Genomic DNA, 22,010 nt, shown 5'->3' on the forward strand with positions numbered 1-22,010 from the left:
AGAGAAGTAGATTCTACAAGCTTTTTTCAGCGTAAGGAATTTGTAAGGAACGGGTAAGAAAAAAGAGATTTCCGTTGTCTATTATAGAAATATAAAGTAGTGCGAAAGGAGACAGTGACATGACATATATATTAAAAACGAATCAGTTAACGAAAGTGTTTAAAGGGAAAGAAGTTATTTCTAGCGTCAACATGCATGTGAAAAAAGGAGAGATATACGGTTTCTTAGGACCGAATGGTGCAGGTAAAACAACGATTATGAAAATGATTACAAATTTAATAAAACCGACGAGCGGTGACATTGAGATTTTCGGTGAGAAGTTAACAGACACATCTTATGAAGTATTAAAAAGAATGGGGACAATTATTGAATATCCAATCTTTTATGATAAATTAACGGCGAAAGAAAACTTAGAATTACATTGTGAATATATGGGCTATTACGATAAAAACGAAATTGAACATGCGTTACATTTAGTGAAGCTGCAAGGGATAGATAATAAAAAAGTAAAAGATTTTTCATTGGGAATGAAACAACGACTTGGTATTGCAAGGGCAATCGTGACAAAGCCAGAACTACTTATTTTAGATGAGCCAATTAACGGTTTAGATCCAATTGGTATTAAAGAATTACGAGACTTATTTAAAATGCTCTGCAAAGAATATGGTATTACGTTATTAGTCTCTAGTCATATTTTAGGCGAGATGGAACTAATGGCAGATACAATTGGTGTGATTCAAAATGGAAAACTAATAAAAGAAGTTTCAATGAAGAGTATTAACGGAAAACAAACAGAGTACATTGAAATTACTGTTCTTGATGTGAAGCGTGCAGCTTATATTTTAGAAGATAAACTCGGTATAAAAAATTACAAAATAATGAGTGGAAATATGATTCGTGTGTATGAATTGGCGGCGACACAAGCTATTTCAAAAGCACTTATTATGAACGATGTAGAAATTGAAAGTATTAATAAAAAACATAGTTCCTTAGAAGAATATTTCTTAAATGTAATGGATGGAGAGGGCATTCATGCTTAATGGATTGTTAGTGAATCTAGTAAGTGGATTGATTGTAATGTTCATAAGTGGGATTTTATATTATAGAAAACCTGAGCGGAAATGGTTGTTAATTCTAATAGTGATAGGAATGATGAGCGTAGTTACTGCTGGAATTAGAATGTTAGTAGCATATAGATAGTTATATAAAGGATGGAGGAGTGGTTTGTATGCTTAGATTAATGAAGCTTGAGTGGAAAAAGCATCGATTATCTAGTTACTTTAAAAGTGTAGCAATTTGTATTATAGCAATTTTCGCTGCAGTAAGCCTTATGGCATTAGGAATGAAAGCTGAGGGAGACGTGCTTTTCTCTGACTTCACACAGAACATGGCTTTAGCAAATATTTTTATTAGGATAACATTCATTATTTTTAGTTCGGTTATTTTATCACGTTTAGTAATTGATGAGTATAAGAACAAAACGATACAACTATCATTTATGTACCCGCTGCAAAGGAAAATGTTAATGAGAGCGAAATTAACAATTGTTTTTTGTTTTTGTTTTGTGAGCACGATTATCGCTACTTTTATTATTAGTTTGCTCGTATATTTTGTGAGTCCAATGATGGGACTGATTGAAACGCCAGCTACGATAGGTGAAATAATAGCTATCGTTCCAGCTACTATTATAAGTGCATTTATGATATCTGGTATAAGTTTAATTTCTTTATTTTTTGGGATGAGAAAGAAATCAACACCGACAACGATTACTTCGGCTGTAATAATTGGTATGCTGATTAGTGGTAACGTTGGGGCTGAAAGCCATCAAGTAAGTATGTTTGATTTTATAGCTATCCCAATAGTGCTCTGTTTATTAGGGATTTTCATTAGTTATCTATCGTTTCGTAAAATCGACAAGATCGATGTGGCGTGAAGCAAGCCTAAAACAAAAACGAACTGGGGTATGAATGGTGAAAAAAATAATAGTAATTGCAATATTATTTTTGACAATTGCTAGTGTGGTTTTTGGCTTTAAGGTATTTCAGGGGAAAGATTTTAAGAAAGAAAAGTCTTTTGAGATAAATCATATAAAAGAAATAGAAGTGAAAAATGAAGACTGGGATATTGAATTTAAAGGTACAGATGCTAACAAAATAGTGATTTTGGCTCAAGGTAAACAATTGGATAAAGAGATAGATCCTGTCGAAATAGAACATGAAGGGAATAAAGTTATAGTTAAGCAAAAACAAAAGGCGACCAGATTCTTTAATGGTTTTACGTTTAGGAAGAAAAATAGTATATCTATAGTTGTTCCGAAGAAAGAAATAGATAAAATTGTATTAAATAATAAATCGGGTGATGTGAAAATAAGAGATATAGTAGTAAAAAGTATTGTGACAAAAGGCAAGTCTGGAGATGGAATGATTACAGGACTATCGGCAGATAAGGGTGAATTCATATCCGAAAGTGGAGATTTAATGTTAAAAGATAGTTCGTTACAAGAAGTAAATATAACTTCTACTACTGGCGATAATTATGTGAAAAATATAAAAAACGAAAATATGAACATCACTTCAACATCTGGGGAAGTATTACTGAAAGATATGAAAGAAGGAAAATCATTATTTGTAGAAACAAAATCAGGAGATATTGGCGTACGGTATAAAGGTGTTCCGACATCTTTAAAACTTACGGCTAAAAGTAATTCGTCTGACGTAATGGTGAATGTAAATGGACTTAAGAAAGATAAAAATACAGAAAAAATAAAAGAGGGAACGATTGGTGATGCAAAAAACGAAGTGAAGATTTTAAGTAAAACAGGAGTAATTTATATTGATTAAGCCTTATGAGGAAGGAGGACTATTATGCTACGTTTAATGAAGCTAGAACTGAAGAAGTTTAAGCTTGGATGGTATGTGAAAGGGGCAGTTATTGCAAATATTGCTATACTGGCATTAATGATCTTTATGAGCATCGTTGCTCAAGTAGAAGGTGATGCAGAAATAAGGGATCCACAGACAATGTTGTTGACGGCTAGTACATTAGTACGAGCAACATTCATTATTTTTGGTGGTGTACTCATAGCGAAACTAATAATTGATGAATATAAAAACAAAACAATATTACTCATGTTTTCTTATCCCATTAACCGGAAGAAAATGATGATTAGTAAGTTGGCCATTACAGCAACATTAACATTTATAACAGTTATTGTATCTAACATTTTAGTAGTAGGAATTTTCTTTGGGATAGATAGCTATTTTGCAATTCTTCCTAATTCATTCACAGTAGATCAATTGACGAGAGAAGGGATAAATCTTGTTCCTTTAGCTATTGCCACTGCTGGAATAAGTTTAATACCTCTATATTTCGGAATGCGTAAACGTTCAGTGCCGACTACAATTGTTTCATCTCTTATCGTTGTATCAATTGCAATTAATAACACCCCAATGTTTTCTACAGCAACTTTTCTTCCCCTTCAACTAGCACTTGCAGCAATTGGAGTTGCGATTGCATATTACGGAATTAAAAATATAGAGAGAGAAGATGTAACTGTATGAAAAGAATAAGAAAAAAGAGTTGGCGTTACACCAACTCTTTTTTTGTATATGTATGCTTCGTTACTACTCTGTAAATTTGGAGTGTTTGCTCAAATATTCCTGAACTCCTGAAGAAATGTTAAAGTTATTAGGGCTTTTATATTCGATAGTAAACTCTCCGTCTTTACTTGTCTCGAAGGAGATTGCATAGCTATTCATTTTAGCATCGTAAGAAGTATTTTTGACTTCCGCATCTAGATCAAAGTATTTTGTAATATATTCTTTTGATTCCGTAATTGCTGTTTGTTTTCCCCAAGGGGTACCATAACTTGTGAAATAAAGAGATACGCTGATAACTCCAATAATAGAAGTTAGTAAAATAGTTCCCATAACTATTTTTTTATTTTTTGTATTCAATTTGGTTACTCCTCTTCATAATATGTATTCATTTTAACCTATCTTTTCCATAAAACAACCATTTAGTAAAAATAGTTTCACATGAAACAAGTTACAGAAAAAGACAAGATGTGTAAACACCTTGTCTTTTTTTGTTGTTACATTTTAGGAGCTTCCATTCCAGTCGCAGCCCATTCTTCTTTTGCAGGACCATATACGCCAGGGACTGTTAGGCCAGCTTGTCGCATTAAAACCGTCATTTGTCCGCGATGGTGATTTTGATGATTAATGAGTGTCATTAAAAATATAGAATTCGGCATAGGACGACCAAAGAAGTCATTAATAGTAGCTAAGTCTTTATCTGTCCATTCGCCTTGAAGAGCTTCAACAAAAGCTACATTCACTTTACGGTATTGATCAGCAATTGTTGTTGCAGAAGTTGGTACAGGATAATCCTTCGATTCTCCTTCAAACTTAAGCCCTGTGCCAGATAGCATAACTGGAATTGCAGTCACGATATGCCAAGCAACTCTGCCTAATGTCCAGTGCCCAGGTGCAATTTCTTTTGACAAAGATTCATCTGTTAATGCATCGAGCATTTTTTGAGTAGACTCAGCCTCGTATGTCCATGATTGCAAGAAGCCTTCAATAGTTTGGTACATATTTATCCCTCCTAGTTATGTTCGTTACATTCGTGAAAAAAAGATAGTTTCCTTTTGACCTTATAAGAATGAATAAAAAAGGAGACTTCCAAGAAGCTCCTTTTTAACTTTCTTCCAACTCTTTCTCACCAACCATAAGAAATAAGGTGCTCCAAGTACAGCAACATTCAAATTTGCGTAACGATAAAGAGTTGAATAATTGTTGAGCCGAGAGCTGAAATACCGATTTCTATTAAAGCAAGGACTGTTGAGCTAAATCCTAATTTCCATGAAAAAAGGACAATTTTAACTGCAAGTAGTCCGCCGATGAATACACCAATTGGATTGAAGTTTATATGTATATGCAGAATAGAGAAAAAGAATTTCGTTTGAGCAAGAAGGCGAAAGTACAAGCAAAAAGAGAGGAAATCGCATGTAATAATTACTAGAATGTATGGAATAAATCTGTGTTTATCCCCACTAGGTAAAGTATTTCTTTGCTATTTAGATAGGTGTTTTCTAACTCGGTGATTGTACTTAAAAGATTGAATGTAAAGGAAGTGATCAACATGTCTTCATGGAGCAATAATATAAATGGATATTGTGGGTGTAATAATCAAAATGGTGTACATGTTGATTCATGCTGTTTTAGTTGTGATGGGACAGTTCCTAAGCTGGGTCCAACAGGTCCGACGGGAGCAACAGGAGCAACGGGCCCAACAGGTGACACAGGCCCGACGGGAGCAACGGGCCCAACAGGTGACACAGGTCCAACGGGAGCGACGGGAATAACAGGTTCAATGGGTCCGACGGGAGCAACAGGAATAACAGGGGCAACAGGAGCGACGGGAATAACAGGGGCAACAGGAGCGACGGGAATAACAGGTTCAACGGGTCCAACGGGAGCGACGGGAATAACAGGGGCAACAGGTCCAACAGGAGCGACGGGAATAACAGGGGCAACAGGAGCGACGGGAATAACAGGGGCAACAGGTCCAACAGGAGCGACGGGAATAACGGGAGCAACGGGAATAACGGGTCCAACAGGAGCAACAGGTTCAACGGGTCCAACAGGAGCAACAGGTTCAACAGGTTCAACGGGAGTAACAGGAGCAACAGGAGACACGGGGGCAACTGGCACAAGTATAACGGCAACATACGCTTTTGCAAATAATACATCGGGAACAGCGATATCGGTACTTCTTGGTGGAACGAATGTCCCGCTTCCGAATAATCAAAATATTGGTCCAGGTATTACTGTTTCTGGGGGGAATACAGTATTTACGGCTGCAAATGCGGGGAATTATTATATTTCATATACGATTAATATAACGGCTTCATTATTAGTCAGTTCGCGGATTACAATTAATGGTGTACCTCTTGCTGGAACGATCAATTCTCCTGCGTTAGCAACTACATCATTTAGTGCAACAATTATTACGACTCTTGCGGCTGGAAGTGCCATTAGTTTGCAACTATTTGGTTTGTTAGCTGTTGCAACGTTATCAACAACTACACCAGGAGCTGTGTTAACGATAATAAGGTTAAGCTAAATAATAACTCTCTTATTCTTTTAAGATTAGGAGAGTTTATACATATAATAAGAAGTTAATGGAGTGAAGCATAGTTATACAAAAGTCAGAATATTATGATTGTAACGTTATGGCGACTATAATATAATGAAACCAACCATCATGAATGAACATTCATTTATTTTTATGTATTTGAAGGGGGAATGAAGGTGGAAAAACCATGGTTGAAAAGTTATCCAGAAGAAATTCCAAGTACGATTTCTTATGATATTCAGCCGCTTCATGGATATGTGGAACAGGTGGCTTCCCGTTATCCAGAAAAGAAAGCGCTTCACTTTTTAGGGAAGGATATTACATTTTCAGACTTCCACGATAAGGTGAAGAGGTTTGCAAATTATCTTCAAAAACTCGGTGTGGAAAAGGGGGATCGAGTTGCTATTATGTTGCCGAACTGTCCGCAATCTGTAATTGGTTATTATGGTACATTACTTGCGGGAGGTATCGTAGTACAAACAAATCCACTATATACAGAAAGAGAATTAGAATACCAGCTTCATGACTCGGGAGCAAAAGTAATTCTTTGTCTCGATTTAGTGTTTCCAAGAGTAACGAATGTTCAATCTGCTACAAAAATTGAACATATTATCGTAACTCGGATTGCGGACTTTTTACCCTTCCCTAAAAATTTACTTTATCCATTTGTACAAAAAAAGCAGGCAAATCTTGTTGTGAATGTGTCGGAAAGCGAAACGATTCATCTATGGAAATCAGTAGAACGAGAAAGTAATGTTAATGTTGAAGTGCCTTGTGATCCTGAAAATGATCTAGCCCTTTTACAGTACACAGGAGGAACAACTGGATTTCCGAAAGGCGTTATGTTGACGCATAAAAACCTTGTTTCGAACACTTTAATGGGAGCTCATTGGCTATATAATTGTAAAGAAGGGGAAGAAGTAATTCTTGGTGTCCTTCCGTTCTTTCATGTGTATGGGATGACAGCTGTAATGAATTTAAGTATTATGCAAGGATATAAAATGGTGCTGATTCCGAAGTTTGATATGAAAATGGTTTTTGAAGCGATAAAAAAACATAAAGTCACACTATTTCCAGGGGCACCGACCATTTATATTGCTCTATTAAATAGCCCCCTCTTAAAAGAATATGATATTTCTTCTATTCAAGCTTGTATTAGTGGATCTGCCCCGCTTCCTGTAGAAGTACAGGAAGAGTTTGAGAGAGTTACAGGTGGGAAATTGGTAGAAGGTTATGGATTAACGGAGTCGTCGCCAGTTACACATGGGAATTTTTTGTGGGAAAAACGCGTGCCAGGAAGTATTGGTGTGCCGTGGCCAGATACAGAGGCAAACATTATGTCACTTGAAACTGGAGAGGCTTTACCTCCGGGGGAAATTGGTGAAATTGTTGTAAAGGGTCCTCAAATTATGAAAGGGTATTGGAATAAGCCAGAAGAAACAGCAGCTGTATTACAAGACGGATGGCTTCATACAGGGGATGTTGGTTACATGGATGAAGATGGATTTTTCTATGTGAAAGACCGTAAGAAAGATATGATTGTTGCGAGTGGATTTAATGTGTATCCTCGCGAAGTAGAAGAAGTATTATATGAGCATGAAAAAGTGCAAGAAGTAGTGACGATTGGAGTTCCCGATCCGTACCGGGGAGAGACAGTTAAAGCATTTGTTGTGTTAAAGGAAGGTGCGGAGTGTTCTGAGGAAGAATTAAACCAGTTTGCGCGTAAATATTTAGCGGCTTATAAAGTGCCGAAAGTATATGAGTTTAGAGATGAACTGCCGAAAACGACAGTCGGAAAAATTTTACGCCGTGTCCTAATAGATGAAGAGAAAAGAAAAAATGAGGATGAGCAAACGGGCTAAGGCCCTTTCTTTTTGAAAAAATAGGATTGACACTTTTCTAAATAGTCAGTATTATAAGAATATGAATGACTATTCATTCAGTCATCTTCTTGAAGGGGACAGTAAAGTGAAGAAAAATAGACCGAAATACAATCAAATTATTGATGCGGCAGTCATTGTGATTGCGGAGAATGGGTACCACCAAGCGCAAGTTTCTAAAATAGCAAAGCAAGCTGGGGTAGCTGATGGCACGATTTATTTATATTTTAAAAATAAAGAAGATATATTAATATCCTTATTCCAAGAGAAGATGGGAGATTTTGTCGAAACAATTCGTCAAAAAACAGCAGGAATTGAAAGCGCTGTATCGAAGTTATTCATGTTGGTAGAAACGCACTTCTTGCTGTTATCACAAAATGATCCTCTTGCTATCGTTACGCAATTAGAGCTAAGACAGTCCAATCAAGACTTACGCCTGAAAATAAATGAAGTATTAAAAGGCTACTTACAAGTTATGGATGAGATTTTAGAGACAGGTATAAAGCAAGGTGAATTCCAAGCGGATTTAAATGTTCGCGTGGCAAGACAAATGATCTTTGGAACAGTAGATGAAGTTGTGACCAATTGGGTAATGAGCGATCATAAGTATGATCTGGTCGCACTTTCAAAAACGGTACATGGGCTACTTATTGCAGCTTGTGGTTATCGTCAATAATGGGAGGGATCATGTTGAAATTCCTATCTGTAAGAGTTGAAGATCATATCGCGGTGGCGACGTTAAATCATGCGCCGGCAAACGCGATGTCTTCACAAGTTATGCATGACGTTACTGAATTAATTGATCAAGTGGAGAAGGATGATAACATTCGTGTTGTTGTTATTCACGGTGAAGGGCGCTTCTTCTCGGCGGGAGCAGATATTAAAGAATTTACATCTGTTATTGAAGCGAAGCAAGCGACAGAATTAGCGCAGCTTGGACAAGTTACGTTTGAGCGTGTTGAAAAATGTTCAAAACCAGTTATCGCGGCAATTCATGGAGCGGCACTTGGCGGCGGCCTTGAGTTTGCTATGTCTTGCCACATGCGCTTTGCAACTGAAAGTGCAAAACTTGGTTTACCTGAATTAACACTTGGATTAATACCTGGATTTGCAGGTACACAGCGATTACCACGTTATGTTGGGAAAGCGAAAGCTTGTGAAATGATGTTAACAAGTACACCGATTACTGGTGCAGAAGCATTAAAATGGGGGCTTGTTAACGGAGTTTTTGCTGAAGAAACATTTTTAGATGATACGCTTAAAGTTGCAAAACAGATTGCTGGAAAAAGCCCAGCGACGACTCGTGCTGTACTAGAGTTATTGCAAACGACGAAATCGTCTCATTATTATGAAGGTGTACAACGCGAAGCTCAAATCTTTGGTGAAGTATTTACGGGTGAAGATGGAAGAGAAGGTGTAGCAGCGTTTTTAGAAAAACGTAAGCCTTCATTTAGTGGCAGGTAGTTCAATTATTTTTTTAATATAAATTAACAGAAAATTAAAATTGATAGAATCTTTCTGAAAAACAAGGGGGTAAATGGAATGAACATCTACGTACTCATGAAACGAACATTTGATACAGAAGAAAAAATCGTAATTAAAAACGGTGCAATTTACGATGGCGAAGCGGAATTCATCATCAACCCTTACGACGAATATGCGATTGAAGAAGCAATTCAAGTAAGAGACGCACAAGGTGGCGAAGTTACTGTTGTAACAGTCGGTGGCGAAGATAGTGAGAAAGAACTTCGTACGGCATTAGCGATGGGCTGCGATAAAGCTGTATTAATTAATATTGAAGATGATGTGGAAAATGGTGACCAGTTCACGACAGCAAAAGTACTTGCTGAATATTTAAAAGATAAAGATGTAGATTTAATTTTAGGCGGGAACGTTGCAATTGATGGTGCATCTGGACAAGTTGGTCCACGCGTAGCAGAAGCGTTAAATATTCCGTACGTAACGACAATTACAAAACTTGAAATTGACGGTACAAACGTGAAGATTGAGCGTGATGTTGAAGGTGATACGGAAGTGATTGAAACTTCATTACCAGTTTTAGTAACAGCACAACAAGGTTTAAATGAACCTCGTTATCCATCGCTTCCAGGTATTATGAAAGCGAAGAAAAAGCCACTAGAAGAAGTAGAATTAGATGATTTAGATTTAGAAGAAGATGATGTGGAAGCAAAGACAAAAACAATTGAAATCTATTTGCCTCCTAAGAAAGATGCAGGAAAAGTGTTACAAGGCGAGCTGCAAGATCAAGTAAAAGAACTTGTATCGTTGCTCCATACAGAAGCGAAAGTAATCTAATAAAATACGAAATTATATATGCAGGAGGGAAAATCTATGGCTCGTAAAGTATTAGTAATGGGTGAGGTTCGTGATGGATCGCTACGTAACGTTTCGTTTGAAGCGGTAGCAGCAGCAAAAACAATTGCAGAAGGCGGTGAAGTAGTAGGTCTTCTAGTTGGAGACAGCGTTGCCTCTTTTGCAAATGAATTGATTCATTACGGTGCAGATCGCGTTGTGACAGTTGAAAATGATAAATTAAAATCATATACATCTGATGGTTATGCACAAGCATTTTCAGCTGTATATGCTGAAGAAAAGCCAGAAGGTATTGTATTTGGACATACAGCACTGGGTAAAGATTTATCACCAAAATTAGCAGCGAAGCTTGAAGCTGGTCTAGTTTCTGACGTAACTGCTTTAGATGTTGAAGGTGGAAATGTTATCTTTACTCGTCCAATTTACTCTGGTAAAGCGTTTGAGAAGAAGATTGTAACAGACGGTATCTTATTTGCGACAGTGCGTCCAAATAACATTGCGACGCTTGAAAAAGATGAATCTCGCAGTGGTGACGTGTCTTCTATTACAGTAGATGTGAAAGATTTACGTACAATTATTCAAGATGTCGTCCGTAAGACGGCAGAAGGTGTTGACCTTTCTGAAGCGAAAGTTATTATCGCTGGTGGACGCGGTGTGAAGAGTGAAGAAGGATTCAAGCCATTAAAAGAGTTAGCTGACGTATTAGGCGGCGCTGTTGGAGCATCTCGTGGTGCTTGTGACGCTGAGTATTGCGATTACTCATTACAAATTGGTCAAACTGGTAAAGTTGTTACGCCAGACTTATACATTGCATGCGGTATTTCTGGTGCGATTCAGCATTTAGCTGGTATGTCTAACTCAAAAATAATCGTTGCGATTAATAAAGACCCAGAAGCAAGTATCTTCAAAGTAGCTGACTATGGTATTGTTGGCGATCTATTTGAAGTCTTACCTCTTTTAACAGAAGAGTTTAAAAAGTTAAAAGTACATTCATGATTTGAGTACCCTTGAGTTCCAAGTGAAGTACCCCTATATATAGAAAAGGTGAGAGATCCCCTGTCTCTCATCTTTTTAGTATTTAATCCGTATTTTTATATAGTATAAAGGAACACTTTTTTGTTACAATACATAACGATACATATTATTCGCCACGTATATAAGTTAATGATATACTCTTGGTAGAATATACTTGAAGGAGGAAATAAAATGGCAATTGTAAATGCAAATGACCAAAGCTTCGCAGCTGAAACTAGCGAAGGTGTTGTATTATTAGATTTCTGGGCACCTTGGTGTGGACCTTGTAAAATGATCGCTCCTGTATTAGAGGAAATTGATGCAGAATTAGGCGAAAAAGTAAAAGTAGTAAAAGTAGACGTGGATGAAAACCAAGAAACTGCTCGTCAATTCGAAGTAATGAGCATTCCAGCTCTTTTCGTATTAAAAGACGGTAAAGTAGTTGATCAAGCGTTAGGTTACAAACCGAAAGAAGCGTTAGTAGAATTAGTTTCTAAACACTTCTAAAATAAAGGGCTACCATTTGGTAGCCTTTTTTATTTTCCTTTTTTACACCTTTCCGTTACAATAAAAGAACGTATGTTGGGTGTTTTGGCATAGTATGTTTTCATGTGAAAATAAAGATGCTAAGCATGTAGAAATGGAGGGTAACGAGTGCACGAACATTTAAAAGAAAAATTGGCTATTTTACCAGATCAACCTGGTTGTTACTTAATGAAAGATAAGCAAGGAACGGTTATATATGTCGGAAAGGCAAAAGTGCTTAAAAATCGTGTGCGCTCGTACTTTACTGGTTCGCATGATGGAAAAACACTGCGGCTTGTAGGAGAAATTGTAGATTTTGAATATATTGTAACCTCCTCGAATCTAGAGGCTCTCATTTTAGAGTTAAACTTAATAAAAAAACATGATCCAAAATATAATATTCAATTAAAAGATGATAAAACATATCCTTTTATTAAAATTACAGCTGAGAAACAGCCGCGATTACTTATTACGCGAAATGTAAAAAAGGATAAGGGAAAGTATTTTGGTCCTTATCCGAATGCACAATCAGCTCATGAAACGAAAAAACTGCTAGATCGTATGTATCCGCTTCGTAAGTGCTCAAATATGCCAGATAAAGTTTGTTTATATTATCATATGGGTCAATGTTTAGCACCTTGTGTGAAAGAAGTGACGGAAGAACAAAACAAAGAAATTGTAGATGAAATTATTAAGTTTCTAAATGGTGGGCATAAAGAAGTTCGTTCAGAATTAGAAACAAAGATGTATGAAGCTTCAGAGAAACTAGAATTTGAACGCGCAAAAGAGTTGCGGGATCAAATTGCGCATATTGATGCGATTATGGAAAAACAAAAGATGATTATGAGTGACTTAGTGGATCGTGATGTGTTTGGGTATGCAGTTGATAAAGGATGGATGTGTGTTCAAGTTTTCTTCGTTCGAAAAGGAAAGCTAATTGAACGTGATGTTTCTATGTTTCCAATCTACGATGAACCAGAAGAGGGATTTTTAACGTTTATCGGTCAATTTTATGAGAACAGCAGTCATTTTAAGCCGAAGGAAATTGTCGTTCCAGGAAGTATAGACTCAGAGTTAGTAGAGCGCTTTTTAGAAGTTGAAGCGACACAGCCGAAACGTGGTAAGAAAAAAGATCTTGTAGAATTAGCAAATAAAAATGCGAAGATTGCTCTTGAAGAGAAATTCTACTTAATTGAACGTGATGAAGAGCGAACGATTAAGGCGGTAGATCATTTAGGGAAGCAGCTCGGGATTGAAACACCTTATCGTATTGAGGCGTTTGATAACTCAAATATTCAAGGGACAAATCCTGTTTCTGCAATGATTGCTTTTATCGATGGGAAACCAGCTAAAAAAGAATATAGGAAATATAAAATTAAAACGGTTCAAGGACCAGATGATTATGAGTCTATGAGAGAAGTTGTGAGACGCCGTTATACAAGGGCGCTGAAAGAGAGTTTGCCTTTACCAGATTTAATCATTATTGATGGTGGAAAAGGGCATCTGGCAGCTGTAAGTGATGTTCTAGAAAACGAACTCGGTTTATATATTCCGATGGCAGGGCTTGTAAAAGATGACAAACATAAAACTTCCCATTTAATTATTGGAGATCCACCTGAACCTGTGATGCTTGAGCGAAATAGCCAAGAATTTTATTTATTGCAGCGCATTCAAGATGAAGTGCATCGATTTGCGATTACATTCCATCGTCAATTACACGGGAAATCTGTCATTCAATCCGCACTGGATGATATTCCTGGAATTGGAGATAAACGAAAAAAGATATTGTTGAAACATTTTGGGTCGCTAAAAAAGATGAAAGAAGCTTCTGTAACGGAATTTGTCGAAGCGGGTATGCCGAAAAATGTCGCAGAGACGATTTATACTTATTTAGCGGATAAGAAGACGTTGTAGTTTACAACGTCTTCTATTTTCTGGTATAATTTCTGAAGATTTAAAATAAACATAACTGAATGAAAATACAAAAAAGTCAACTAAACTTATATGTCTAGTTGACTGTAGGTAATGCTACACTTCAATGAGATCTTTTATATCCCATTTCACAAGAAATGTAATAGAGTCTGAACGTTTTTTCTTTTCTTCATAGGACTCTGCAACTACGTTTCGTTGCTTTTGAATTTGTTCAGCGATGAATCCAGCTTCTAATTGATAAGAAGAATGTCTGTTTTGTTTTTGACGTTCAGCGATGAGTGTGCCTTTAAGTTGGAACTGCATTTCACGACGCTTATGTTCAATAATGCTTAAAGTGCCCCAGCCAGCTTTTTCAAAGAACTGAATGACTTCTTCAATTGTTTCTAGTGGATATTTTCTTGCAAGGTTTCTACCAGACCAGTATAAAATACCATCTAAATCGTTACCGATTAAATCAGGTAGTAATTCTTCACGTAGCAATTCATAAGCGAAGGCGTTCAATGAAACATCTTCTAAAGATGTTGTATCGATTGTATTTTTACTCACAATATTCCCCTCTTTCTATAGGGATTATTATATAACATTTCTCATTTATAAAAACAGATTTTTCTTTGGGAAAATCTGAATATATAAGAAGGGAAAAAGAATTGGCAAATTATATGCAAATTATGTATACGTTTTCTTGACGCTTCGACAAAAATAGGGGTAAAATGAACTTGTTATCAAATTATGCTGAAATATTTCGAATAATTTTTTCAGTTTTTCTTATGCCAATAGTGAAAAAACATTATTGTTGTAAATTAATCTGAAAACAGCAGTCAAACATTCAAGGGGGTAATGGGGACATGAAAGGCCGCGAGTATACGTTTCGTAAGTGGCACTCATTAATGGGGGTCATCCCGGTTGGTGTCTTTTTGACGCAACATTTAATTGTAAACAACTTTGCAACAAGAGGAGCAGAGGCTTTTAACAAAGCTGCAGGCTTTATGGAGCTCCTTCCATTCCGGTATGCGCTAGAGATTTTCATCATCTTTTTACCGATACTGTACCATGCTATATATGGCTTATATATTGCATTTACAGCTAAGAACAATGCGGTTTCTTACGGTTATTTCCGTAACTGGATGTTCGTCTTCCAAAGAATTTCAGGTATCGTTACACTGATTTTCATTTCTTGGCACGTCTGGGAAACTCGTATTCAAGCAATGCTAGGTAAAGAGGTAAACTATGATATGATGGCAGATATTTTAAACAATCCAGCTATGTTTGCATTCTACTTAGTTGGTGTTGTTTCAACAATTTTCCACTTTGCAAATGGACTATGGACATTCTGCATAAGCTGGGGAATTACAGTATCTCCACGTTCACAAAGAATCTCTACTTATGTAACATTAGCTATTTTCTTAGGTCTATCTTATGTAGGTGTGAGTGCATTATTAGCGTTCATCGATCCACAGCTAGCAAACCAGTAAGGAGTGGGAGAGCATGAAAGGGAAACTTATAGTAGTCGGCGGTGGCTTGGCCGGCTTAATGGCAACGATTAAAGCGGCGGAAGCAGGAGTAAATGTTGAACTATTTTCTTTAGTACCAGTAAAACGTTCACATTCTGTATGTGCCCAAGGTGGAATTAACGGTGCCGTAAATACGAAAGGTGAAGGGGATTCTCCATGGATCCACTTTGACGATACAATTTATGGTGGGGACTTCTTAGCGAACCAACCGCCAGTTAAAGCAATGTGTGAAGCAGCACCTGGTATCATTCATTTAATGGACCGTATGGGTGTTATGTTCAACCGTACGGAAGAAGGACTTCTTGATTTCCGTCGTTTTGGTGGAACACAACATCACCGTACAGCATTTGCTGGTGCAACAACTGGACAGCAATTACTATACGCATTAGATGAGCAAGTACGTCGTCACGAAGTAGCAGGACTTGTAACGAAATATGAAGGTTGGGATTTCTTACGAGCTGTTGTTGATGACGAAGGTGTGTGCCGAGGAATCGTTGCACAAGACTTACAAACAATGGAGATTAAAAGTTTCCAAGCTGATGCCGTGATTATGGCAACAGGGGGCCCTGGTATCATCTTTGGGAAATCAACTAACTCTATTATTAATACAGGTACAGCAGCTTCTGCTGTATATCAACAAGGCGCATATTATGCAAACGGCGAGTTCATTCAAATTCATCCAACGGCAATTCCTGGAGACGATAAATTACGTCTTATGAGTGAATCGGCACGTGGTGAAGGTGGCCGTGTTTGGACATATAAAGATGGTAAACCATGGTACTTCCTAGAAGAAAAATATCCGGCTTACGGAAACCTTGTACCTCGTGATATTGCAACGCGTGAAATCTTTGACGTTTGCGTAGAGCAAAAACTAGGTATTAACGGTGAAAACATGGTGTACTTAGATCTTTCTCATAAAGATCCGAAAGAACTAGATATTAAACTTGGTGGAATTATTGAAATCTATGAGAAGTTTACAGGTGATGATCCTCGTAAACTACCAATGAAAATCTTCCCAGCAGTTCACTATTCAATGGGCGGACTATGGGTTGATTATAAGCAGATGACAAGTATTCCAGGTTTATTTGCAGCAGGTGAGTGTGATTATTCTATGCACGGTGGTAACCGTCTAGGTGCGAACTCACTATTATCAGCAATTTACGGTGGTATGGTAGCAGGACCGAACGCGATTGAGTATATGAAAGGTCTTTCTAAATCGTCTGATGCTGTTTCATCTACTGTATATGAGCAAAATGAATTAATCGAAACAGAGAAATTTAACAATATTTTAACGCTTGATGGTAACGAAAATGCATATGTTCTTCATAAAGAGCTTGGAGAATGGATGACAGATAACGTTACAGTAGTTCGTGAAAATAAAAAGCTACTAGAAACTGATGCGAAAATTGAAGAGTTAATGGCGCGTTACAAACGCATTAACATTAATGATACAGCGAGATGGAGTAACCAAGGTGCTTCATTTACACGCCAACTTGCAAATATGTTTGAGTTAGCACGTGTTATTACAATTGGCGCATATAACCGTAATGAGAGCCGCGGGGCGCATTACAAACCTGAATTCCCAAATCGTGATGATGCAAACTTCTTAAAAACTACGATGGCGAAATTTGAAGGAGAAGGAAATGCACCAGCATTCCATTACGAAGAAGTGGATGTTTCATTAATTAAACCACGTAAACGTGACTATTCCTCAAAACATGATGTAGCTGCTAAGGGTGAAGAGAAGGGGGATAAGCAACATGTCTGAGAAAACAATCCGCCTCATCATTACGAGACAAGATGGACCAGACGCTCAAGCGTTTGACCAAGAGTTTGAAATTCCATATCGTCCAAATATGAACATTATTTCGGCACTGATGGAAATTCGTCGTAATCCTGTTGATTCAAAAGGAAACCAAACGACTCCGATTGCATGGGATATGAACTGTTTAGAAGAAGTATGTGGCGCATGTTCGATGGTGATTAACGGAAAACCACGTCAATCATGTACAGCTCTTATTGATCAGTTAGAACAACCAATTCGCTTAAAGCCGATGAAGACATTCCCAGTTGTACGTGACTTACAAGTTGACCGTAGTCGCATGTTTAACGCTCTAAAACGCGTTAAAGCTTGGATTCCAATTGATGGTACGTATGACTTAGGACCAGGACCAAGAATGCCTGAGAAGAAACGTCAATGGGCTTATGAGCTTTCAAAATGTATGACATGTGGTGTTTGCTTAGAATCATGTCCAAACGTAAATAGTAAATCTGACTTTATTGGACCAGCACCGTTATCACAAGCTCGTTTATTCAACTCACATCCAACGGGTGAAATGCATAAAGCAGATCGCTTACGTGCAATTATGGGAGATGGAGGACTTGCAAACTGTGGTAACTCTCAAAACTGTGTGCAATCATGTCCGAAGGGTATTCCATTAACAACTTCAATTGCGGCATTAAACCGTGATACAACAATTCAATCGTTTAAAGATTTCTTTGGTAGCGACAATAACTATTAATAAATAATGCCTCTTCATGTTGAAGAGGCATTATTTATAACTTTATTTTTCTGTTTATTCCGTTTATTTTGAGGGCGAAAAGGAGAGGAAACAATGAAGAGGATTTCTTATATTGAAGACTTTGAGCGATGGGAAAGTGATTTTTCATTTTACAATCCTGTAAAAGTTCGTTTTGGTGAAGTAGATATGTTTGGGCATGTAAATAATGTCGTTGCCTTTAGCTATTTTGAAGAAGCACGTATCGCATTGTTTAAAGAACTTGGATTTATGCAAGAATGGACGCATGAATCTTCAGAAACGATGATCGTTGTGGCAGATTTACAATGTAATTTTATTAAGCAAATATATTTTGATGAACAGTTGAAGGTGTATGTAAAAGCGGGATCGGTTGGGAATTCTTCTTTAGATTTGCATTACATGGTGAAGAATGCAGAAGGAGAAGCTTGTTTAGTCGGCCGTGGAATGATGGTTCAAGCATCGAAAAAAACGGGAAAAGGCGAACCGTGGCCTGAAGAATGGAAGAAAAAATTACTACAATGAAAGACAAAAAATAAGAGAGCAATTTGCTCTCTTATTTTTTGTCTTTCATTGCTTCTTCTAATGTTAAATGATGTTTATATATGTATGTAGCGTATGGATTACCAACGTAGCGCAAATGCCACGGTTCATATGAATATTCTGTTGTTTCTGTTTTATCTTCTAAATAACGAATTACAAAGCCAAATTCATGGGCATGTTTTGCAACCCATTTTCCTTCGGCTGTCTCTCCAAAAATAGGCTCTAATTGGAATTTAGCAGATTTTGAACTAATATCCATTGCTAAACCAGTTTGATGTTCACTCGTACCAGGAATGGCACTTACTGAATCAGCTTCAGCTTTTCCTTGGCGTCTAACGTATGTATCATGTAATGATTTTTGGCGTTTGTATGAACGATAACCAGATACAGCTGTAAGTTCAAGTCCTTCTTTCTTTGCCGCTTCAAACATATTTTCAAGCGCATCTGCAGCATCTTTACGCAGCAATGTTTTTTCTTTATCTTTTGGACTAGTAAATGGTACGTTTGGTCTTGTTAAGTCTTCAGGTATGTATCCGTCTGGTAGTTTTCGATGTTTATTCACTAAGACAAGATTAGACTCTGGATTTGTTACAACGGAAAAATCATTTTCTAGCTTCTTTGCAGTATGATCAGCTTTTGGAAAAGCAGGAATCTCTTCTTTTTGGTGATTACTATGCTGTTGACTTTCGACAGCTTTCGCCTCATTTTGTAGTGGTGATTTAGAACTAAAGTAAGCGAAAGAAGTGATACCGATTACAATAGTAGTGGCAGAAATAATGATTATCTTTTTCATGATACCTTGTAATCACAGTCCTTTCTTAATAAAATATGTATCGTTTTTTATTATAAGTCTAGTTTACTGAAAAAGAAATATAAGAGTCGTAACGTAATAGAAATGCAAAGAAAATGTCAGAAAATGTGTGAAATTGTAGTATTTTTTCATATAATTCATTTCTTATCTTTCATGAAATTCATTTTTTATGTAATATATATACATAAGAAGATGTAACGATTATCGAGAATGAAGAACTTCTTGTATAGACTAGGAGTGAATGGGAATGGATTTTGCAACAATTATTGGGCTCATTTTAGGATTTGTAGCGGTAGTAGTAGGGATGGTCGTCAAGGGCGCTGACATAACAGCCTTATTGAATCCTGCCGCAGCATTAATTATTTTTATCGGTACATTTGCTGCAGTATGTATAGCATTTCCGATGAATCAACTAAAAAGGGTTCCAAAATTATTTAAAGTTCTTTTTGGTTCAAATAAAAAGGATTTAAGTTATGAACAGTTGCTAGAATTATTTGTTCATTGGACATCAGAAAGTAGAAAATACGGTATTTTGTCTTTAGAGCAACAATTGGACAAAATTCAAGATGAATTTCTTTTGCGTGGTATGAAATTTGTGATTGATGGCGTATCCGCAGAAGATCTAGAACAGATTTTAGAAGCTGAATTAGAAGCAATTGAAGAAAGGCATGCAAAAGGGGCGGCAATTTTTTCTCAAGCTGGTACATATGCACCGACATTAGGGGTTTTAGGTGCTGTTATTGGTCTTGTAGCTGCACTTGGCAATTTAACTGATATTGAAAAGTTAGGTCACGCTATTTCGGGTGCTTTTATTGCAACGATTTTTGGTATTTTTTCAGGCTATGTATTATGGCATCCATTTGCAAACAAACTAAAGCAAAAATCTGCAGCTGAATTAGAGAAAAAACGTTTAATTATTGATTGTTTATTAATGTTACAAGAGGGTACATATCCATTTATTATGAAGAACCGCATTTTAGGTGCACTTTCTGCAACTGAGCGTAAAAAGCTAGAAAAAGGAGCAGAAAAAAATGCGGAGTAAAAAAAATAGAAGAGGCAAAAAGAAAAAACACGAAGAACATATCGATGAAACTTGGTTAATCCCTTATTCTGATATGTTAACGTTGTTATTTGCATTGTTCATCGTTTTATTTGCGATGAGTAGTATAGATGCTGCGAAGTTCAAACAGATGGCAGTAGCATTTCGAAGCGAATTAGCAGGTGGAACAGGAAATAAAGAGTTTTTAAGTGATCAGAAGCCAAATGATGAAAAGGAATTATCAGCAAGTAGCCTTGAGGCAGAACAAGCAAAAAAACAAGAAGAAGCTAGAGAAAAAGAAAAAAAAGAAATGGATGAATTGAAAGCATTACAAAAAAAGATTGATCAATATATTAATGAGAAACAATTATCCTCTTCTTTTCAAACTAAATTAACAGAAAAGGGATTAATGGTGACAATATTAGAGAATGTGCTGTTTGATTCGGGGAAAGCAGATGTGAAGTTAGAATCACTAGGGATTGCAAAAGAGATGTCTAGCTTACTTGTTTCAGCGTCACCTCGTGAGATTACAGTATCTGGTCATACGGATAATGTCCCTATTGCCAATGCGCAGTTTGCATCGAACTGGGAATTAAGTACGCAGCGTGCAGTTAATTTTATGCAAGTATTACTCCAAAATAAAGAATTACAACCAGAAAAATTTAGTGCCATTGGTTACGGAGAATACCGTTCAATTGCTCCAAACGATACACAAGAAGGAAAGGCAAAGAATAGGCGTGTGGAAGTGTTTATCTTGCCTTTAACAGAGAAGGGAAAATAAAGAGGATGGCGAATGCCATCCTCTTTATTTTGCATCAAATGATTTTAAGTTGTCGCGACGGATTTTATCTTTTTCTGCATCTGATTTTTTGAAATCATAATCATATAAAGCGCCTTCCCAATCGCCATACATTGGATTCGGGAAAATAATAAATTTCTCACCAAATTGTGCTTTCGAATCTGATACTGCTTGATTGCGGTCTTTTACAGACTTTCCATCAAAACCAGTGAAATCAGATAAGTTATCACCGAAGAATAAGACGATATCATGTGTTTGCGAAACGAGTTCACGGCGTTTTTCTTTTCCTTTTTCTTTCGGATCTTGTAGTAATATATGTTCTTTCGTTGCTTGAGGAGCACCTACACGCTCAAGATTTTTAATTGTTGCATCTAGTTGGTTCGTTTTACGATTTGAGATGTAATAAATATCTACACCTTTAGACTCCGTATATTTTAAGAAATCAATTGCGCCTGGAAGGGCTTCAGCTTCAGCCTTATTAATCCAATCATCCCATTTGTAAGGATAGCCTTTTCCTGTTTTTACGCTCATTGCTTGATGAGGGCTGTTGTCTAAAACAGTTTCGTCTAAATCAAGTACGATAGCAGGCTTTTTCTCTGTCCCTTTTGCAAGAGCTGCATCAAGCTTCAATTGACCGATATTGTACCCTTGGTAGTAAAGTGCTTTCGTTTCACTGGCTGTTTGATACCATAAATCAGCCATTAATTGCTGTTCTGTTAATTTTACTTTTTCTTCTTTTGCCACTGTTTTCTCTGGTGTTCCTGAACATGCTACAAGCGATGTAGATAGAACCGCTACAGATAATAAAGTGGTAATACCCCTCTTCATCTTCATATGTATCCTCCTTGATGTTAGAAAATCATCTTATATTATATATTAAAATATAAAAATTTTTTTATGAACATTTGCATATTGTCTTTTGTATATATAGTAGTATGTCCTAT

24 protein-coding genes are annotated in these 22,010 nt (G+C 36.8%); 19 read left to right on the forward strand and 5 right to left on the reverse strand.

Annotated features, from left to right (window positions below; translation table 11 throughout):
• The first annotated feature begins 119 nt into the window (after window positions 1-119).
• Genes QCI46_RS04715 through QCI46_RS04735 form a run of 5 tightly spaced genes read left to right on the forward strand, consistent with a single transcriptional unit; the run spans window position 120 to window position 3,560 of the window.
• A complete protein-coding gene (locus tag QCI46_RS04715) occupies window positions 120-1,040 on the forward strand; it encodes an ABC transporter ATP-binding protein (protein ID WP_353839704.1) in 921 nt (306 codons plus the stop codon).
• Complete coding sequence (locus QCI46_RS04720) at window positions 1,033-1,200, forward strand: hypothetical protein (protein ID WP_353839705.1); 168 nt, start codon at window positions 1,033-1,035, stop codon at window positions 1,198-1,200. The genes QCI46_RS04715 and QCI46_RS04720 overlap by 8 nt, the downstream gene beginning before the upstream one ends.
• A gap of 28 nt (window positions 1,201-1,228) precedes the next feature.
• A complete protein-coding gene (locus QCI46_RS04725; protein ID WP_353839706.1) occupies window positions 1,229-1,933 on the forward strand; it encodes an ABC transporter permease in 705 nt (234 codons plus the stop codon).
• A gap of 34 nt (window positions 1,934-1,967) precedes the next feature.
• Entirely contained in the window at window positions 1,968-2,840 is an 873-nt protein-coding gene (locus tag QCI46_RS04730) for a DUF4097 family beta strand repeat-containing protein (RefSeq protein WP_353839707.1), read from the forward strand.
• Between the two features lie 24 nt (window positions 2,841-2,864).
• The gene (locus QCI46_RS04735) at window positions 2,865-3,560 is read left to right on the forward strand and encodes an ABC transporter permease (protein WP_353839708.1); all 696 of its coding nucleotides are present in this window, start codon (window positions 2,865-2,867) and stop codon (window positions 3,558-3,560) included.
• 63 nt (window positions 3,561-3,623) lie between these two features.
• Here QCI46_RS04735 and QCI46_RS04740 read toward each other — a convergent pair whose 3' ends face one another.
• Together QCI46_RS04740 and QCI46_RS04745 are read right to left on the reverse strand one after the other, a co-directional pair.
• Window positions 3,624-3,956 carry a YfjL-like protein gene (locus QCI46_RS04740; RefSeq protein WP_353839709.1) on the reverse strand — a complete coding sequence of 111 codons (333 nt, stop codon included), beginning with the start codon at window positions 3,954-3,956 and terminating at the stop codon, window positions 3,624-3,626.
• A 137-nt stretch (window positions 3,957-4,093) separates the two neighbouring features.
• Window positions 4,094-4,597 (reverse strand): DinB family protein, encoded by a 504-nt coding sequence (locus QCI46_RS04745; RefSeq protein WP_353839710.1) that lies wholly within the window; start codon window positions 4,595-4,597, stop codon window positions 4,094-4,096.
• 548 nt (window positions 4,598-5,145) lie between these two features.
• On the opposite strand from QCI46_RS04745, the gene QCI46_RS04750 reads away from it, so the two are divergent.
• The 8 genes from QCI46_RS04750 (at window position 5,146) to uvrC (ending at window position 13,808) form a co-directional block, all read left to right on the forward strand.
• On the forward strand, window positions 5,146-6,129 hold the full coding sequence (locus QCI46_RS04750) for a BclA C-terminal domain-containing protein (RefSeq protein WP_353839711.1): 984 nt from the start codon (window positions 5,146-5,148) through the stop codon (window positions 6,127-6,129).
• Between the two features lie 188 nt (window positions 6,130-6,317).
• A complete protein-coding gene (locus tag QCI46_RS04755; protein ID WP_064474652.1) occupies window positions 6,318-8,003 on the forward strand; it encodes a long-chain-fatty-acid--CoA ligase in 1,686 nt (561 codons plus the stop codon).
• 106 nt (window positions 8,004-8,109) lie between these two features.
• Window positions 8,110-8,697: a fatty acid metabolism transcriptional regulator FadR gene (locus tag QCI46_RS04760; RefSeq protein ID WP_000742213.1), complete on the forward strand. Its 588-nt coding sequence runs from the start codon at window positions 8,110-8,112 to the stop codon at window positions 8,695-8,697.
• Between the two features lie 11 nt (window positions 8,698-8,708).
• Complete coding sequence (locus QCI46_RS04765; RefSeq protein ID WP_353839712.1) at window positions 8,709-9,485, forward strand: enoyl-CoA hydratase; 777 nt, start codon at window positions 8,709-8,711, stop codon at window positions 9,483-9,485.
• A gap of 78 nt (window positions 9,486-9,563) precedes the next feature.
• Window positions 9,564-10,337 carry an electron transfer flavoprotein subunit beta gene (etfB, locus tag QCI46_RS04770; protein ID WP_001029035.1) on the forward strand — a complete coding sequence of 258 codons (774 nt, stop codon included), beginning with the start codon at window positions 9,564-9,566 and terminating at the stop codon, window positions 10,335-10,337.
• A 36-nt stretch (window positions 10,338-10,373) separates the two neighbouring features.
• Complete coding sequence (gene etfA / locus QCI46_RS04775) at window positions 10,374-11,351, forward strand: electron transfer flavoprotein subunit alpha (protein WP_000101967.1); 978 nt, start codon at window positions 10,374-10,376, stop codon at window positions 11,349-11,351.
• A gap of 210 nt (window positions 11,352-11,561) precedes the next feature.
• Window positions 11,562-11,876: a thioredoxin gene (trxA, locus tag QCI46_RS04780; RefSeq protein ID WP_001018943.1), complete on the forward strand. Its 315-nt coding sequence runs from the start codon at window positions 11,562-11,564 to the stop codon at window positions 11,874-11,876.
• Window positions 11,877-12,023: 147 nt separating this feature from the next.
• Window positions 12,024-13,808 carry an excinuclease ABC subunit C gene (uvrC, locus tag QCI46_RS04785; RefSeq protein WP_000544269.1) on the forward strand — a complete coding sequence of 595 codons (1,785 nt, stop codon included), beginning with the start codon at window positions 12,024-12,026 and terminating at the stop codon, window positions 13,806-13,808.
• 114 nt (window positions 13,809-13,922) lie between these two features.
• Here the strand turns inward: uvrC and QCI46_RS04790 are convergent, their stop codons facing one another.
• The gene (locus tag QCI46_RS04790) at window positions 13,923-14,372 is read right to left on the reverse strand and encodes a YslB family protein (protein ID WP_000042225.1); all 450 of its coding nucleotides are present in this window, start codon (window positions 14,370-14,372) and stop codon (window positions 13,923-13,925) included.
• Window positions 14,373-14,671: 299 nt separating this feature from the next.
• On the opposite strand from QCI46_RS04790, the gene sdhC reads away from it, so the two are divergent.
• The 4 genes from sdhC to QCI46_RS04810 all read left to right on the forward strand — a co-directional run bounded on the left by sdhC (window position 14,672) and on the right by QCI46_RS04810 (window position 18,399).
• On the forward strand, window positions 14,672-15,298 hold the full coding sequence (gene sdhC, locus QCI46_RS04795) for a succinate dehydrogenase cytochrome B558 (RefSeq protein ID WP_000678354.1): 627 nt from the start codon (window positions 14,672-14,674) through the stop codon (window positions 15,296-15,298).
• Between the two features lie 13 nt (window positions 15,299-15,311).
• Complete coding sequence (gene sdhA / locus QCI46_RS04800; RefSeq protein WP_000676749.1) at window positions 15,312-17,105, forward strand: succinate dehydrogenase flavoprotein subunit; 1,794 nt, start codon at window positions 15,312-15,314, stop codon at window positions 17,103-17,105.
• Window positions 17,098-17,859, forward strand: coding sequence for a succinate dehydrogenase iron-sulfur subunit (gene sdhB, locus QCI46_RS04805; RefSeq protein WP_001291827.1), 762 nt, complete (start codon window positions 17,098-17,100; stop codon window positions 17,857-17,859). The genes sdhA and sdhB overlap by 8 nt, the downstream gene beginning before the upstream one ends.
• A 93-nt stretch (window positions 17,860-17,952) precedes the next feature.
• Complete coding sequence (locus tag QCI46_RS04810) at window positions 17,953-18,399, forward strand: acyl-CoA thioesterase (RefSeq protein ID WP_353839713.1); 447 nt, start codon at window positions 17,953-17,955, stop codon at window positions 18,397-18,399.
• A gap of 31 nt (window positions 18,400-18,430) precedes the next feature.
• Here QCI46_RS04810 and QCI46_RS04815 read toward each other — a convergent pair whose 3' ends face one another.
• Window positions 18,431-19,210 carry a M15 family metallopeptidase gene (locus tag QCI46_RS04815; RefSeq protein ID WP_048541274.1) on the reverse strand — a complete coding sequence of 260 codons (780 nt, stop codon included), beginning with the start codon at window positions 19,208-19,210 and terminating at the stop codon, window positions 18,431-18,433.
• A 265-nt stretch (window positions 19,211-19,475) separates the two neighbouring features.
• Between QCI46_RS04815 and motA the strand changes: the two genes are divergently transcribed.
• Both motA and motB read left to right on the forward strand, forming a co-directional pair.
• Entirely contained in the window at window positions 19,476-20,270 is a 795-nt protein-coding gene (gene motA / locus QCI46_RS04820) for a flagellar motor stator protein MotA (RefSeq protein WP_048541276.1), read from the forward strand.
• On the forward strand, window positions 20,260-21,048 hold the full coding sequence (gene motB, locus QCI46_RS04825; RefSeq protein WP_001256743.1) for a flagellar motor protein MotB: 789 nt from the start codon (window positions 20,260-20,262) through the stop codon (window positions 21,046-21,048). The genes motA and motB overlap by 11 nt, the downstream gene beginning before the upstream one ends.
• A 24-nt stretch (window positions 21,049-21,072) precedes the next feature.
• Here the strand turns inward: motB and QCI46_RS04830 are convergent, their stop codons facing one another.
• Window positions 21,073-21,900 carry a 5'-nucleotidase, lipoprotein e(P4) family gene (locus QCI46_RS04830; protein ID WP_353839714.1) on the reverse strand — a complete coding sequence of 276 codons (828 nt, stop codon included), beginning with the start codon at window positions 21,898-21,900 and terminating at the stop codon, window positions 21,073-21,075.
• Window positions 21,901-22,010 lie beyond the last annotated feature (110 nt).

The organism is Bacillus cereus group sp. RP32 (assembly GCF_040459735.1).
Lineage (GTDB): Bacteria > Bacillota > Bacilli > Bacillales > Bacillaceae_G > Bacillus_A > Bacillus_A wiedmannii.